This is a genomic window from Pseudomonas sp. GW821-FHT02B10 (genome assembly GCF_059421865.1).
Genome location: NZ_JBWKVU010000010.1, coordinates 31,766 through 46,753, shown reverse-complemented (window position 1 = coordinate 46,753; position 14,988 = coordinate 31,766). Strand labels below are relative to the sequence as shown.

General features: G+C 64.6%; 17 protein-coding genes. 6 read left to right on the top strand and 11 right to left on the bottom strand.

Going from position 1 to position 14,988, the window contains the following annotated elements; genetic code table 11:
* Window positions 1–14: 14 nt before the first annotated feature.
* The 3 genes from iolB to AC07VU_RS20640 all read right to left on the bottom strand — a co-directional run bounded on the left by iolB (window position 15) and on the right by AC07VU_RS20640 (window position 3,882).
* The gene (iolB, locus tag AC07VU_RS20650) at window positions 15–839 is read right to left on the bottom strand and encodes a 5-deoxy-glucuronate isomerase (protein WP_092418353.1); all 825 of its coding nucleotides are present in this window, start codon (window positions 837–839) and stop codon (window positions 15–17) included.
* Complete coding sequence (iolE, locus tag AC07VU_RS20645; RefSeq protein ID WP_495030368.1) at window positions 836–1,729, bottom strand: myo-inosose-2 dehydratase; 894 nt, start codon at window positions 1,727–1,729, stop codon at window positions 836–838. Before iolE ends, iolB begins: the two co-directional genes overlap by 4 nt.
* 188 nt (window positions 1,730–1,917) lie before the next feature.
* Window positions 1,918–3,882 (bottom strand): bifunctional 5-dehydro-2-deoxygluconokinase/5-dehydro-2-deoxyphosphogluconate aldolase, encoded by a 1,965-nt coding sequence (locus AC07VU_RS20640; protein ID WP_495030367.1) that lies wholly within the window; start codon window positions 3,880–3,882, stop codon window positions 1,918–1,920.
* On the opposite strand from AC07VU_RS20640, the gene AC07VU_RS20635 reads away from it, so the two are divergent.
* The gene (locus AC07VU_RS20635) at window positions 3,881–4,117 is read left to right on the top strand and encodes a hypothetical protein (RefSeq protein ID WP_495030366.1); all 237 of its coding nucleotides are present in this window, start codon (window positions 3,881–3,883) and stop codon (window positions 4,115–4,117) included. The two genes, AC07VU_RS20640 and AC07VU_RS20635, sit on opposite strands and share 2 nt — an antisense overlap.
* A gap of 87 nt (window positions 4,118–4,204) precedes the next feature.
* On the top strand, window positions 4,205–5,125 hold the full coding sequence (locus AC07VU_RS20630) for a MurR/RpiR family transcriptional regulator (protein ID WP_007930727.1): 921 nt from the start codon (window positions 4,205–4,207) through the stop codon (window positions 5,123–5,125).
* Window positions 5,126–5,128: 3 nt separating this feature from the next.
* On the opposite strand, the gene AC07VU_RS20625 is transcribed toward AC07VU_RS20630, so the two are convergent.
* Window positions 5,129–5,995, bottom strand: a complete 867-nt coding sequence (locus AC07VU_RS20625; protein WP_495030365.1) for a patatin-like phospholipase family protein — start codon at window positions 5,993–5,995, stop codon at window positions 5,129–5,131.
* A 270-nt stretch (window positions 5,996–6,265) separates the two neighbouring features.
* Here AC07VU_RS20625 and AC07VU_RS20620 point away from each other — a divergent pair, with 270 nt between their 5' ends.
* Window positions 6,266–6,733 carry an NUDIX hydrolase gene (locus AC07VU_RS20620; RefSeq protein ID WP_274306473.1) on the top strand — a complete coding sequence of 156 codons (468 nt, stop codon included), beginning with the start codon at window positions 6,266–6,268 and terminating at the stop codon, window positions 6,731–6,733.
* Window positions 6,734–7,102: 369 nt separating this feature from the next.
* Window positions 7,103–7,708 carry a glutathione S-transferase gene (locus tag AC07VU_RS20615; protein WP_150050446.1) on the top strand — a complete coding sequence of 202 codons (606 nt, stop codon included), beginning with the start codon at window positions 7,103–7,105 and terminating at the stop codon, window positions 7,706–7,708.
* A gap of 157 nt (window positions 7,709–7,865) precedes the next feature.
* On the opposite strand, the gene hcnC is transcribed toward AC07VU_RS20615, so the two are convergent.
* The 5 genes from hcnC to AC07VU_RS20590 form a co-directional block, all read right to left on the bottom strand.
* Window positions 7,866–9,122 carry a cyanide-forming glycine dehydrogenase subunit HcnC gene (gene hcnC, locus AC07VU_RS20610; protein WP_495030364.1) on the bottom strand — a complete coding sequence of 419 codons (1,257 nt, stop codon included), beginning with the start codon at window positions 9,120–9,122 and terminating at the stop codon, window positions 7,866–7,868.
* Window positions 9,115–10,524: a cyanide-forming glycine dehydrogenase subunit HcnB gene (gene hcnB, locus AC07VU_RS20605; RefSeq protein ID WP_053260721.1), complete on the bottom strand. Its 1,410-nt coding sequence runs from the start codon at window positions 10,522–10,524 to the stop codon at window positions 9,115–9,117. Before hcnB ends, hcnC begins: the two co-directional genes overlap by 8 nt.
* A complete protein-coding gene (hcnA, locus tag AC07VU_RS20600) occupies window positions 10,521–10,838 on the bottom strand; it encodes a cyanide-forming glycine dehydrogenase subunit HcnA (protein ID WP_007930720.1) in 318 nt (105 codons plus the stop codon). The genes hcnB and hcnA overlap by 4 nt, the downstream gene beginning before the upstream one ends.
* Before the next feature lie 205 nt (window positions 10,839–11,043).
* Window positions 11,044–11,583, bottom strand: coding sequence for a hypothetical protein (locus tag AC07VU_RS20595; RefSeq protein ID WP_007930719.1), 540 nt, complete (start codon window positions 11,581–11,583; stop codon window positions 11,044–11,046).
* 90 nt (window positions 11,584–11,673) lie between these two features.
* Window positions 11,674–12,012: a YdcA family protein gene (locus AC07VU_RS20590; RefSeq protein ID WP_277588501.1), complete on the bottom strand. Its 339-nt coding sequence runs from the start codon at window positions 12,010–12,012 to the stop codon at window positions 11,674–11,676.
* A gap of 183 nt (window positions 12,013–12,195) precedes the next feature.
* On the opposite strand from AC07VU_RS20590, the gene AC07VU_RS20585 reads away from it, so the two are divergent.
* Entirely contained in the window at window positions 12,196–12,879 is a 684-nt protein-coding gene (locus tag AC07VU_RS20585; RefSeq protein WP_007930717.1) for a response regulator transcription factor, read from the top strand.
* On the top strand, window positions 12,857–14,251 hold the full coding sequence (locus AC07VU_RS20580) for a sensor histidine kinase (RefSeq protein ID WP_092418361.1): 1,395 nt from the start codon (window positions 12,857–12,859) through the stop codon (window positions 14,249–14,251). The genes AC07VU_RS20585 and AC07VU_RS20580 overlap by 23 nt, the downstream gene beginning before the upstream one ends.
* Window positions 14,252–14,379: 128 nt before the next feature.
* On the opposite strand, the gene AC07VU_RS20575 is transcribed toward AC07VU_RS20580, so the two are convergent.
* Window positions 14,380–14,649, bottom strand: a complete 270-nt coding sequence (locus tag AC07VU_RS20575) for a DUF1652 domain-containing protein (protein ID WP_457276749.1) — start codon at window positions 14,647–14,649, stop codon at window positions 14,380–14,382.
* Between the two features lie 11 nt (window positions 14,650–14,660).
* The gene (locus tag AC07VU_RS20570) at window positions 14,661–14,912 is read right to left on the bottom strand and encodes a CsbD family protein (RefSeq protein ID WP_495030363.1); all 252 of its coding nucleotides are present in this window, start codon (window positions 14,910–14,912) and stop codon (window positions 14,661–14,663) included.
* Between the last annotated feature and the right edge of the window lie 76 nt (window positions 14,913–14,988).

Here is a 14,988-nt window from a genome sequence, read left to right as displayed (position 1 = left end):
TCAGAGGCTGGAAATCACAGATCCAGCAGCCAGCTGTGCCGCGGATCGTTATGGAACTGCCAGACCCGCTTGGGCCCGGCCATGACGTTCAGGTAATAGGACTCGTAGCCATAGGGCACGCTGACCGGGTGGTAACCCTTGGGCACCACCACCAGGTCGCCGTGCTCCACGGCCATGGCCTCGTCGAGGCTGCGATCGTCGGTGTAGACCCGCTGGAACACGAAGCCCTGGGGCGGGTTGACCTGGTGGTAATAGGTCTCTTCGAGAAAGCTCTGGTGCGGCAGGTCGTCGGTGTCGTGCTTGTGCGGCGGGTAGCTGGAGGAATGCCCGGACGGCGTGCGCACCTCCACCACCAGCAGCGAATGGGCCGGCTCGCTGTCCGGCAGGATGTCGCAGACATACCGGGTGTTGGCGCCCTTGCCGCGCACGCTGCGCTTCATGCTCTCGGGAAGGATCAGCCGGGGGCCGAGGCCGTTGGTGGCGGAGCTTTTTGCAGTAGCGCCGGGCGCGGCGCAGACGGCGATCTGCACATCGCTCAGGGCCGTGACCTGGGCTTGGCTGCCGGGCGGCAGGTAGACGGCGAAGGGCGACTTGTCCTCGAACACCGATTGCCGGTCGCCGAGGTTGTCCCAGCCGAACGCGCCCTGCCCCGGCGCCTCGCCCTGGATGCCGATACGCCCGCTGAGCAGTACCAGGCACAACTCCCGGTCGCCGGCATTGACCGGTAGGCTTTCGCCGAGGCTCAGGCGGTAGGCGGCGAACCCGACGTACTGCAACCGGCCCTCGGCCAACTGGACCATGGTCCGGCCCTTGGCCGCGCTTTTTACCAGCAGGCTCATTGTCCCGTCCTCTCATTAAGCAGCGCGCGCAAGGTGTCATAACCCTTCTTCGCGTAGACATAACTGGGTGCCACCGCCGGGTCCTGCTCGGCCTCCACCACCAGCCAGCCCTGGTAATCGGCGGCCAGCAGCTCGTCCAGCAGCGTGGCGAAATCGATGTCGCCATCCCCCGGCACGGTGAAGGTGCCGTTGATGATGCAGTCGGGGAAACTCCACAGGTGGTTGCGCGCCAGCTGCACCACCGGTTTGCGCACATCCTTGAAGTGCACGTGGCAGATGCGCCCGATGTGCTTGCGCAGCACGCCCAGCGGCTCGCCGCCGCCCATGTAGCAGTGGCCCGAGTCGAACAGCAGGCCGACTTCGCTGCCGGTCAGGCTCATCAACTGGTCGATGTCCGCCGGCGATTCGACGTAGGCGCCCATATGGTGGTGGTACGCCAGGCGCACGCCCTGGGACAGGGTGAAACGCGCAAGCTCAGTGAGCTTGTCGGCGTATTCCCGCCAGGCCTGCTGGCTGTGAAAACGCGGACGCTCCACCAAGGGAATGCGCTGGCCCTGGATCGAATCGGCGACCTCGCCGTAGACCAGCACGGTGGCGCCGTTCTGCGCCAGCAACTGCACATGGCTGGCGATGGCGTCGATTTCCTCGGCCACCGAGCGTCGGGCCAGGCGGCTGGAATACCAGCCCGAGACCAGCGCCAGATCATAAGGTCGCAGTACATCGCCGACGCCCTTGGCATCCTTGGGGAACTTGCCGTTGAGCTCGAAACCTTCGTAGCCGATCTCCTTGCCCTCGCTCAGCGCGGTGCTCAACGGCGTTTCGCCGCCGAGGGACGGCAGGTCGTCGTTGCTCCAGGAAATCGGGTTGATGCCAATTCGGATTGCGGGCATGGCTGCACCTTTTATTGTTTTCTAAAGCAGTTCTGAAAAATTCCACCCGTAGCCGCTGTAGCCGCTGCCGAGCCTGCGAGGCTGCGATCGGTGGCGCAGCCACCGCAAGCGTTGTACCTGACACTACGCGTTGTCAGGTTTTGCGAGCGCTACGCGCTCGATCGCAGCCTCGCTACGCTCGGCAGCGGCTACAGGGATTTGTGCCAGGTTTGCGTTTGGGGTCGGGCCGTGCGCCAGGCGTCGATCAGCTCGACGAAGGTCGCCTGCACCCGGCGGATCAGGGTTTCGTCGTCGATCTCGCTGGCCAGCCAGGCCCGGCTCGGTTCATGGAAAATCGTCCGGCCCACGGCGAAGCCGCGGCAGGTGCGGCTGTTGCCGGCCTGGCGGAAACCTTCGGCCAGGGTCGCCGCCGGGGCGTTGAGGCCCAGCAGCACCACGCCACGGCAATAGGGGTCGCGCTCCTCGATCAGCTCGTCGAGCCGCTGCCACTGCTCGGCGCTCTGCGCCTCGATCTTCCACCAGGCCGGGAAAATGCCCAGGTTGTACAGGCGCTTGAGGGCGCGGTAGAGCACGTCCGGGTGAGTCGAGGGATGGTCCTTGGGCGGAATGATTTCCAGCAGCAGCTCATGGCCGCTGACCTGGGACGCCTGGTACAGGCCTTTGATCTGCGCTTCCTGCTCCAGGCGCAGCAGCGGCTCGTCGTCCGGGTGGTATTGCACCAGGCACTTGATGATCTGCTCCTGGGGCCAGGCGATCAGGTTGCTACCGATCGAGCGCCCGTGTTCGAAAGCCAGCGGCCGCGAGCCCTGGACTTCCACCGGCCGCGCCACCCACCAGCCTCGGCCGGTGGCGGCGTTCAGCGAATCCTGGCCGAAACGCTGGTCGGCCAGCAGGCCGACATCGGCTTCGACGCCCTGCGCGCGCAAGTCGGCCTCGACCCGCTCCACGGCCTGGATAAACAGCTGCTTGAGCTGGCCGATGGCCCTGAGCTCGCGCCCGCCCTTCTGCGCCAGTTCCACCAACTGCCCGCGATGGTCGAAGGCGAAGATGAACAGCTGCTTCCAGGCCTTGCGCGGCACGCTGACCTGATGCAGGCGCTGCAGGGTGCTGTCCTGGTCCGGCCGGGTGATGGGCACCGGGCTGTTGAACAGGTAATCCAGCTCGGCGCGGGTCGGCATCGCCGGCGCGCAGGCATGGCGCGACACCACCAGGCCGCCGCAGGCATTGGCCAGCTGGCAGCAGCGCTCGTCGCTGGCGTCCTCCAGCCAGCCACTGAGGAAGCCGGACATAAAGGCATCGCCCGCCCCCAGCACATTGAGCACTTCGACCCGCACCCCGGGGTAGATCGCGCCGTCTTCCAGGCGCGCCGGGATCGCCCCGTGGATCACCGTGCAGCCCTGGGGGCCAAGCTTGACCACCAGGGTCGCGGCGGTCAGCGAACGCACGGTGCGCAAGGCGCCGAGCAAGTCGTCGCTGCCACCGGCGATGAGGAATTCCTCTTCGGTGCCGACGATCAGGTCGAAGCGCGGCAGGATCTTCTGCACATGGGCGCTGACGTTCTGGTCGGCGACAAACCGGGTCTCGCCATCGGCCTTGCCCGCCAGGCCCCAGAGCACCGGGCGGTAGTCGATGTCGAGCACGCGCTTGACGTCGTGCCGCTCGGCGTACTCCAGAGCCTGGAGGCTGGCCTGGTACACGCCGTCGGTGGAGAAATGGGTGCCGGTGATCAGCAAGGCTTTGCTGGAGGCGATAAAGGCTTCATTGATGTCCTCGGCGCGCAGGGCCATGTCGGCGCAGTTCTCGCGGTAGAACACCAGGGGGAAGGTCTCGCGGTCCTTGAGCCCGAGCAAGACCAGGGCGGTTAGGCGCTGCGGGTCGACCTTGATCGCGCTGACGTCGCAGCCTTCGCGGGCCAGGGACTCCACCAGGAAACGCCCCATGTGATCGTCGCCAACCCGGCTCAGCATCGCCGAGCGCAAGCCCAGGCGCGCGGTGCCGAAGGCGATGTTGGCGGACGAGCCGCCAAGGTATTTGGCGAAGCTTGTGACATCTTCCAGCCGGGCCCCGACCTGCTGTGCGTAAAGGTCGACGCCCAGGCGTCCGAGGCAAATCAGATCCAATTGACGCCCACTGGCAAAACGAGTCTGGCCCATGCTGGCTCCTGTTATTTTTATCAGCCTGCGCGTGGCACCGAGGAAGGCGCCGAACGCTGTTGGTGGATGCAGACTAAAACGTTCACCGGCACCAATCAATATTTTTTCTATAAAATTTTTACGTGGAATATTTTTTCCAATAAACTTTTCCAAGGCCGCTCCAGGCAGCCTGCATCGTTTCAGCAAGCGCCCCGTGGCCGCGCGGCTCAAGATTTTCCCCGCGCCGACCCTGTAGACTGCGCACAGCCCACCTATTGTCAGGGAGTGGATCAACCAGCCCGCTCCCATTAAGTACAAGCCAGTAAGCACAGAAGGATTGCCTATGTCCCGCACCGATCAGCCGGCCACGACCGAGAGCCCGCAAGACAGCGACCTCGCCAGCCCCCCGATCAATGCCGAGCGCCTGCTGCAGCTGATCACCCAGGAATACGAAAGCCTGCCTCGCCAGCTCAAGCGCATCGCCAGCTACATGAGCCAGCAGAGCGACCGGATCATGGTCGACCGCATCAGCGACATCGCCGGTGAATGCGAGGTGCACCCTTCGGCCATCGTGCGCTTCTCCCAGCGCTTCGGCTTCAGCGGCTTCAGCGAAATGCAGGCGCTGTTTCGCGAGGCCTACACCCACAAGACCACCCCGGTACAGAACTACCAGCAGCGCATCCGCAGCATGATCGCCAACAAGTCGCAGAAGGCCAGCGGCGGCGACCTGGCGCGCGAGTGCATCAACGCCACCCTGTCGGGCATCGAGCGCCTGGGCCTGGAGCTGGACGACGCGGCCTTCGACAAGGCCGTGGACCTGGTGGTCAACGCCGACAACATCTACGTGGTCGGCGTGCGCCGCTCCTTCGCCGTGGCCGACTACCTGGTGTACAACCTGCAGCACACCAACAAGCGCATTCACCTGGTGTCGGGCCTGGGCGGCAGCTACCGCGAACAGATGCGCAGCATCCGCCCCAACGACCTGGTGATCGCCATCAGCTTCACCCCGTATGCCAAGGAAACCCAGCACTGCCTGCGCATCGCCCAGCACCACCAGGCCAAGACCCTGATCATCACCGACAGCAACCTGTCGCCCCTGGCCAAGCGCGCCAACACCGTGCTGCTGGTCAACGAAGGCAGCTCCTTCGCCTTCCGCTCCCTGAGCGCCACCTTGTGCCTGTGCCAGGCGCTGTTCATCGCTGTGGCCTACCGCCTGGAACTGAAGGTCGACGAGATTCACGAGCAGGCGGGGTTCGAGGACTGACCCTCACCCCGCCGAGTGCGTATGCGCCTGCAACGCCCCCGGCACACCGGTGCGCAGCAGGCCGCCTTCTTCGACCCAGGCCAGGGTCTGCTGGTGGGCCCGTTGCAGCAGTTGCTCGGTCTGGCTGAAGTCGAACACCGAAATGCCCAGCGGACACAAGGGCGCGACCACATGGATCGCCGCCTGTGGCGAATACAGCTCAATGTCCCGCACCAGCTGGCGCATGCTCATCAGATTCAGGGTATGCAAAGCCAGGGCGATCAAGCCGCTCGGCGGTCGTGGGCAGGCGCAGCCGAATCCCGTCGGCACCACGATGACCCGGGTCGCGCCCAGCGACACCGCCGCGGCGATCGGGGTGTTGCTGGCGACACCACCGTCGACCAGCAGCTTGTCGCCGATCTGCACCCACGGAAACACCAGCGGAATCGCGGCACTGGCCAGCAGGGCCTGCTCGACGCTGCCGCTGGACAACAGCTCCTCGGCCCCCGTGAGCAGGTTGGTGGTGACGATATACAGGGGCAGTTCGGTGTCTTCGATGCGGCTCACCGGCAGCGCCCGGCGCACCAGGCTCGCCAGCGCCGACGAGGGCAACAGGCAGCCACGACGCCTGAGCAAGGAAGACAGCGCATCAATCAAGGAAAACGGAAACACGTCGGCCTTGCGCAAGCCGCGCCAGAAATCGGCCAGTTCGGCGACCCCGCGGGCATTGGGCCTGGCGGCAAAGTAGGCGCCGTTGAGGGCACCGACCGACGCGCCGACCACCAGGTCGAACACCACATGCTTTTCCAGCAGCGCCCGCAGCATCCCCACCTGGACAGCCCCAAGGCTGCCGCCACCGGCAAGGACAAGGGCAGTTCGGGTGGGATGCATAGCGCTTCTCCTGCCGATGTTCAGCCATTGCTTTCTAAACAATAGCCCTGCCGCACTCCGCTACGAGTCCGTTTGGCGGCTCCCTCACCCTGGCCTGCTGTTCATCCGAAAGACCGGCACCGGCTACATCGCTCACCTACGCTGGGTAACGGATGCTCCACAGCACAACCGTGCTTGCGCCTTTCAATCAAGTGCTGGTCATGGGCATCAGGACAAGTCCCTCGCAGTGCCAGGGAAGTTTGAGGTTCAAACTCACGCAAGGAGCGCATCATGACCGACAAAGCATACGCAATTCTTCTGTATTCCGAAGACGAGGATAATGGCTACCTCTACTTCCCCATTAAACGCGCCAATCTCGTGTATGGCGGCATGCCGCAGTTTTTCGGCGGCACCAAGAATGCGGGAGAAACGGATCACGACACTATCGCCCGAGAGATGAAAGAGGAAAGCGACGGTAAAATCACCCTGGGCGCCGGTGGCTTGACGTCGATATACAAGTCCAGGGTCGGCAACAACAACTACAGCTTTTATGTAGCCGAGAACTACCAGGGAAAGAACTTCCTGGGCAGCCTGACCAACAGCGAGATGAGCAGTATCCAGCAGTTCTTCGTTCAAGTCGGGCAGGAAGACGATGTCGAGGACCTGCTCAAATCACTCAAGATCGTTCCGACTGCGGAGTTTATCGAGTCGGAAACCTATGAGGCGTTCAACAAGGCAATCGCCTGGAGTGAGAAATAAACAAGCGCAGTGAGATGCACGGCGTTTTATCGAGCCTGTCACATCGCAACGATAGAACTCAGCCGATATCGCTTCGCACGCTCAAACCCGCAGCGCAACGCTGCGGGTTTCCAATCGTTATCGACGATACACAGGTAGAAGTGCCTGGCGGGCCTTTTACAACTTCGCACTCATATAACCGCTCGCATGTTTTCCGCCCCCTGCGACAGGCTGCCCGATAACGTTCATCCTCGCCTCATTACACCTGGAACACAGGTCATCGATGATTGACAACAATAACCAGGCCCCCGATAGCCAACCCCAGACATTTGTCGCTAAATTAGCCGCGGCCCTCCCCCTGTCTCGTTGTTCCGCACAAGGAAATGCTCAATGAAACTCATCGGTATGCTCGATTCGCCCTATGTTCGCCGTGTCGCCATTACCCTCAAGCGCCTGGAGATCCCGTTCGAGCATGAGGCGTTGTCGGTGTTTCGCACTTTCGAGCAGTTCCAGCGCATCAACCCGGTGGTCAAGGCGCCGACCCTGATCTGCGACGATGGCACGGTGCTGATGGATTCGTGCCTGATCATCGACTACCTGGAAGCTGTGGCCGGCCGCAGCCTGTTGCCGGCGGCGCCCCAGGCGCGGGCCCACGACCTGCGGCTGATCGGCCTGGCGCTGGCGGCGTGCGAGAAGTCGGTGCAGATCTACTACGAGTACCAACTGCGCCCCGCCGAGAAGCGGCACGAACCGTGGCTGGAGCGGGTGCGCGGGCAGCTGGCGGCGGCCTATGGCGAGCTGGAAAAAGAACTGGAGAAACGCCCGCTGGCCACCGATGGCGATATCGATCAGGCCGGTATCAGCCTGGCCGTGGCCTGGAGCTTTACCCAGCTGCTGGTGGCCGAGCACCTGGATGCCGCGCGGTTCCCAAGGGTCAAGGCGTTTGCGGAGTACGCCGAAGGGTTGGCGTTGTTTGTCAGCACGCCGATGCTTTGAAGCCACGCGCGGTGTTTTAGCGACACCGCGTTATCGTTCACGTTCATCGCGAGCAAGCTCGCTCCCACAGAGGACTGCGTCGTTCTCGACGTCATGTACAACGCGACCTTTGTAGGAGCGAGCTTGCTCGCGAAAAACTTCAGGGAGGCGCGATGCCTCAGGCCAGCGCCACCTGCAACGGCGCCACCGCCTGCAAGCCGAAGCGCCCGGCAAGGAACGGCGTGATATCCAGCGGCAACGCCTCCTCGTTCACCAGCCGGTCCAGCAGCACCCCGGTGATCGCCGAGGTCAGGATGCCGGTGCGGAAGTGCCCGCAGGCATTGAGGTAACCCTCTACCCCGCACATCGGCCCGAGGATCGGCAGTTCATCCGGCGAGCCCGGGCGCAGGCCGGCCCAGCAGCGCTTGAGGTTGACCTGTTCGAGCTGCGGCACACAGCGCACCGCGCCCTGCACCAGGCCCTGGATTTCCCGGTAGGTGGTGCTGATGTCGAAGCCCTTGTCCTCGGTGGTGCTGCCGATCAGGATCTCGCCGTTGTCCTTCTGCGCCATGTAGCAGTCGCTGGTGGTCAGGCAACCGTTGAGCAGTTGCGGCATGCGCTCGGTGAGTAGGATCTGGCCCTTGACCGGTTTCACCGGAATGCTCGCGCCAGTGGCTTGCAGGCTCAGTTCGGCGGCCCAGGCGCCGGCGGCGTTGATCAGGGTGTCGCAATGGAACAGCCCCGCCTCCGCCGTCTGCACCCCGCTGATCCGGCTGCCCTGGTGCAACACCCCGGTGACGTTGGTGTTGAAGTACATGTCCACGCCGTTCTGCCGCGCGCCTTCGGTGTAGGCGTCGGCCAGGCGGAACGGGTTGACCTGGTGGTCGCAGAGAAATTCCAGGGCACCCTGGGCGTGATGGCTGACGTTCGGCTCCGCCTGGCGCAGCGCCGCCTGGTCGAGCCAGCGCACCTGATGGGACAGGTGCGGGATGCAGGCCACGATGTGCTCGGCGTAGAGCCGGTCCTCGTCGTCGTAGATCACGAACTTCAGCCCGGTGCGCTCGAACTTGAAGTCCATGCCGTGGCGCTCGCGCAGCTCTTCATGCAACTGCGGGTACAAGCCGTTGGATTGCAGGGCGAAGTCGAAGAACGACTGCGGCAGGATATGCGGCGTGCTGGAGTCCACCAGCACCGCCGAACCCTGGGCCTGGCGCTTGTTGCGCGCCGACATCATGCGAAAGAAGATCACCCCGCAGCCCAGCCCCACCGACTCGCCGATGGCCCACAGGCCGCCGGCCGAGGCACGGGTGGCATTGCCCGGACGCTTGGCGTCGATCAACGCCACCCGCAGGTTCTTGCGCTTGGACAACTGGTACGCGCAGGAAGCGCCGATCACACCGCCGCCGGCGATGACCACGTCGTAGAACTTACTCATGATTCACAGCATCCTTGCTCGGTTGAGGGAAGGCGGAAAAAGGAATCGGGTCCAGGGGGAAACGCGGGCGCAGCCAGCCCACGTCCTGGCGCCCGGTGGCCTGGCGCAGGCGGTCGCTGCAATAGCCCACGCACATGCGGCCCTGGCAGTCGCCCATGCTCACCCGGGTGCGCATCTTCAGGCTGGCCATGTCCTGCACGCCCTGCTCCAGGGCGCGGTCGATATCGCCACGGGTGGCGTGTTCGCAACGGCAGATCAGGGTGTCGGCGGCCGGCAGTTCGATCTGCCCGGTGCCGCGTTCGGTGTAGCGGTCCACCGCCGCGCGGAAACGGGTGATGGAGGCCAGTTTGTTCTGGTACTTCTGGCGCCGCGCCAGGGCCTCCTCGTTGCTCAGCACATCGCGCTGCATCAGGATCGACAGCGCGGCGATGCGCCCGGTGAGCATCGCCGCCTCGCCGCCGCGAATCCCGCCCATGTCGCCGGCCAGGTGAATGTGCGGCTCGCTGCTTTGCTGCCAGACGTTGGCCGTGGCCCGCAGGTAACCGTCGTGGCTGAAGCCGTGGTTGAGGCCCATCTGCTGGCTGAGCTGGGTACGCGGGATAAAGCCGTAGCCCACCGCCAGGGTCTGCGCGGCGACCTGTTGCAGGCGGCTCAGGTCCGGCTCCCAGCGCGCCGAGTACGGCGCCACGCTGACGCTTTCCAGCCCGCCCGCGCCCTGGGCCTCGACCACGCCCCAGCCGTAATGCACAGGAATGCGGTGCAGCTTGAGGTAGGCGAGCATGCTCAGGCCGTCGAGGAACAGCTGCGGCTTGTTCAGCAGCGCCAGGCTTTCCTTGGCGATCCGGCCAAAGGTGCAGGCCTCGTAGACCGCCGCTACATTCGCGCCACTGGCGTGCAGTTGGCAGGCCACCAGCGGCAGCAACGGCCCGCTGCCGGCGATCACCACCGGCCCGCGCGGCTTGACCACGCCACTCTTGATCTGCAACTGCAAGCCGCCCAGCAGCATCACCCCGGGCAAGGTCCAACCGGGAAACGGCACGCTGCGTTCATGGCAACCGGCGGCCAGCAGCAACTGCGGATAGGCCACTTCCTGCAACTGCTCGTCGGCATCCAGCAGGACCAGGCTGCCCTTGCCTTCGGCCCCCACCACCCGGTGGTTGAGGCGCACATCGATCATCTGTTCACAGTCGGAAAAGGCGCCGTGCAGTTTCGCCAGGGCCTCGCAATAACGCGGCCCCAGATAGTCCAACTGCACGCCGTCGCGCAGCGGTCCGCGATAGACCACGCCGCCCAGGCGCGAGGCCTCGTCGATCAGGGTACTGCGTACCCCGTGCTCGGCCAGTTCGATGGCCGCGGCCATGCCCGCGGGGCCGCCGCCGACGATCAGTGGATTGAGGCTCATAGCACCTCCTGCGCGGCAATGATGCGGTTGACCTCGGTCTGTACCTGCATGCCTGGCCGCACCTGGGTCTGGCAGGCCCGGCGCTTGTGCCGGCCGTCGATCTGCACCAGGCAGCAATGGCACACGCCCATGCCGCAATAGGCGCCGGCCAGCTGGCCGTGGTCGTTGCGCGCCACCTGACGCAGTCCGAGGGACTGGATGACGCTGAGTACGGTTTCACCAATCGCCGCCGTCACCGGCTGGCCATTGAGGCTGATGGTCATATCCGCCTGTTGCAGCGGCTGGATATCGAAGGTTCGTTCGGTATGGCGCATCAGGAAATTCGTCCTTGAGTGAAGAGGAATGCCAGCGTCCTGCTGTGCATCGCCGTGAACCTGGTCATCGACCCTGATCACGGTTGCGCGACGCCAGCTCCTCGGGGCTGAACACCGGGCCAATCTAGTAGGTTTGTCGAACAACAACATTGATCTGGGCCAAGCAAAGCGCAAGGCTCTGGAATGCGCCTTGCGCCGCCCTGCCCTAACTGGAAAACACGTAGCGGCCCTTGACCTTGCGCGGCCCGATGAAAGCGAAATCCGGAAAGATCAGGCTACGCACGTACATCGCAAAAAACACCACCCCCAAGGTCATGGCCGCGCCGATCAGGGTCCCCAACGGGTCCTCGGCATAACCTTCGAACAACCGCGGGAATTGTGACAGGGTCAGAAGGGCATAGAAGGTGTAGGCGTTCGCCGAAGGTTTATGGAAGCCCCAGGCAAACAGCAGCGGCACCAGGCCCCCCAAGAGCGCGAATACCCAGGCCGCCTTGGGGCCGATGACCGAGCCGAGGAAGAACCCGGCCACCGCACCGACCACCGCCTGCAGCAACATCACCGCCAGCAGGAGCTGGATTTTGCGCCGGTGCCGGGCATAGAGCGCGGGGTCGGAATAGGCCGCGATCCAGAACGCCAGCAGCCGCTCCTTGATCCCGCTGCCGGCGAACGCGGCAAAGGTTTCGCCCCTGGAGCGCCCGGCCTCGAGGCTGGCGATGACTTGGCGCTTGGCTTGCTGTTTGTCCATCCGTGTTGTCCCCGATAGTGGCCCCCGGCGGCGCCGTGCCGGCAACGCTAGTAGAGGCACCCGGGGCTGTCCAATCGGTGTCTGCGCGGGTTATTTGCGCTTGTAGCTTTTGCTGCCGCTCGGGGTCAGGCAATAGACCCCGCCCCGTGGCCCAGTGCAGAAACTGCCACTGCCACAGGAGCAGCCGTCGCTGCTGCGCAACAGGCTTTGCGGACGCGCCGCCTGGCCCGGGTCGCCGTAGCGCGCGGCGCAGTTTTGCTTGGAGCCGCTGATGGAGCCGTCGTTGCACAAAAACAGCTCGCCGTCGCAACCGGCGATCCCGCCCTTCTTGCCGGAGCAGGGTTGATTGGCGGCGAACGCCGGGGCCGCCGCCAGCAGTAACAGGCAGACGCCCAGGGCTTTCCAGTCGAGGTCATGAGGTCGGTGCATTGCGTAGCGTCCCTGCCAGCCAGTAATAGCTGGATGATATCAACGATCGCCCCGCCCGGCCCGCCTGCTACCCTGCGTTGGCCAGGGCACTGGCGCGAAGATGAAAGATTTTTTAGAAAGCCCGCGGCCATTTCTTGGCAAAATGCCGGCCTGTGTCATGAAATCCCAATCAGGTAAGCCCCTATGACCCGCATTCTGACCATCGAAGACGATGCCGTAACAGCCCGCGAAATCGTGGCCGAACTGAGCAGCCACGGGCTGGACGTGGATTGGGTCGATAACGGTCGCGAAGGCCTGGTACGCGCCGTCAGCGGCGACTACGACCTGATCACCCTCGACCGCATGCTGCCGGAGCTGGACGGCCTGGCGATCGTCACCACCCTGCGCACCATCGGCGTGTCGACGCCGATCCTGATGATCAGCGCCCTGTCCGACGTCGACGAACGCGTGCGCGGCCTGCGCGCCGGCGGCGACGACTACCTGACCAAACCCTTCGCCTCCGACGAAATGGCGGCCCGGGTCGAGGTGCTGCTGCGGCGCAAGAGCACGGTGCAGGAATTCGAGACCAGCCTGCGGGTCGCCGACCTGGAGCTGAACCTGATCAGCCGCGAAGCGACCCGCGCCGACCAGTTGCTGAGCCTGTTGCCCACCGAATACAAACTGCTGGAATTCCTCATGCGCAACACCGGCCAGATCCTCTCGCGGATGATGATTTTCGAGGAGGTCTGGGGCTATCACTTCGACCCGGGCACCAACCTGATCGACGTGCATATCGGCCGCCTGCGCAAGAAGATTGATCCGCCCGGCATGACCCCGCTGATCCGCACCGTGCGAGGCTCGGGTTATGTCATTGCTGAACCCCTCTAAGGGCTGGCGCTCCTCCAGCAGCCGCCTGCTGGCGCTCTACAGCTCACTGTTCGTGGCCTGGAGCTGCATCCTCATGGGCGTCATGTACTACGAGGTGTCCGGGTATCTGGAAAGCCTGGCCAAGCACTCGCTGATGCAGCGCCAGCACCTGTTCGCGCGCTTCCAGGGCGAGCAGCTGGAAGAGGCCCTGACCACCAGCATGACCTTCGACATGCGCGCCATCGACGCCTACGGCCTGTTCGACGAGCGACGGCGCTACCTCAGCGGGCCGATCCGCGAGATCCCCGACGACCTGCCACTGGACGGGCAGATCCACGAGCTCAAGAGCTGCATCGACTCCGACGACCCCAACCTGCCCCGCGACAGTTGCGATGCGGTGGCCACCTACACCCGCGATGGCCGCTGGCTGATCCTGGTGCGCGACAACGGCTCGCTGTTCGCGGTGACGCGGATCATCCTCCACGCGCTGCTGTGGGGTGTGTCGCTGACCATTATTCCCGGGGCCGCCGGCTGGCACCTGCTCCGGCGCCGGCCGCTGCGGCGCATTCGCGCCCTGCAGGCCAGCGCCGAGGCGATAGTCGCCGGCGACATGACCCACCGCCTGCCGCTGTCCAACCGCCGCGACGAGCTGGACATGCTGGCGGCCATCGTCAACGCCATGCTCGACCGCATCGAGCGGCTGATGAACGAGGTCAAGGGCGTGTGCGACAACATCGCCCACGACCTGCGCACCCCGCTGACCCGCCTGCGCGCCCAGCTGTACCGCATGCAGCAACAGGCGGTCGAGGGCACGCCGGAAGCCTTGCAACTGGACCAGGTGCTGGCCGAGGCCGACCGGTTGATGGCGCGTTTTCGCGGCTTGCTGCGGATTTCCGAGATCGAGGATCACCAGCGTCGTTCGGGCTTTGTCGAACTCGACCCGCTGCCGCTGCTGCGCGAGCTGTATGACTTTTATTTGCCGCTGGCCGAGGAAGGCCAGTTGACCCTGACCCTGGATGTGCCCGCCACGCTGCCGAGCCTGACCGGCGACCGCGCCCTGCTGTTCGAGGCCCTGGCCAATCTGTTGAGCAACTCGATCAAGTTCACCCCGCCGGGCGGCGAGGTGATTCTGCGCGGTGTCGAGGATGGCGGCTGCACGCGCCTGGAAGTCCTCGACTCAGGCCCCGGCATTCCCGAGGCCGAGCGCAAGGCGGTGTTCCAGCGCTTCTACCGGGTCGACGACAGCAACTCCCACGGCGGCTTTGGCCTGGGCCTGTCCATCGTCGCCGCCATCGTCAGCCTGCACGGCTTCAAGCTCGACGTCGGCAGCAGCGACCGCGGCGGCGCGCGCCTGAGCCTCGATTGCCGGCCGAGCCTGATCGCCAAGACCTGAAACGCGGGCCCTGCTCCGTTGAACGCAACCTCCTGTAGGAGCGAGCTTGCTCGCGATGGAGGCCAACGATAACGCAGCATGTCTGAAGCACCGCAGTGTCTTGAGTTTTTTCGCGAGCAAGCTCGCTCCTACAGGGGGCCGGGTAAGGTTCCGGACAGATGCAGCAGGCTGATGGAGTTGCTACGCAACTCGTACCGCAGTTCCTCGATCATCGCCAGCACGTCCGCTTCAGTCTCAAGCAGCCGCGGGTCGATGCCGGTGACCACCAGGTCGACCCGGCCGCTTTGCGGTTCGTAGATCCGCAGGGTGAAGGTGGAGTCGGAGCCGGTGCTGAAGGCACAGGCCAGGGGCGCGAAGCCCTGTTCGATGTAGCGGCGCAACTGCGCCCGGGAAATCACCCAGGCCTTCCTCAGCGGCGACGCCATAACAGGCCGGCCAGCAGGCCGATCCCAGCGAGGATGGCGACGCTGGCCAAGGGTTTGTCACGGACAAAGCGGGAGACGCTGTCCAGCGCATCGCCATAGGTTTCCTGCCATTGCCCGGCGGCCTGGCGAGCGGCGCCTTCCAGGCGCATCTGCTGATCGTCCAGCAGCTCGCCTACTGCACCCTGGGCCTTGCCGGCCGCGGTGCCCACCGCACCTTTGATCTGTTCGCTACGCATCGTGCATTCCTTCAGCTGATGATTTTCGGTGCATGGCCCGTGTCAGCCACGGCACCGCACCTCACCCAGCCTAAGA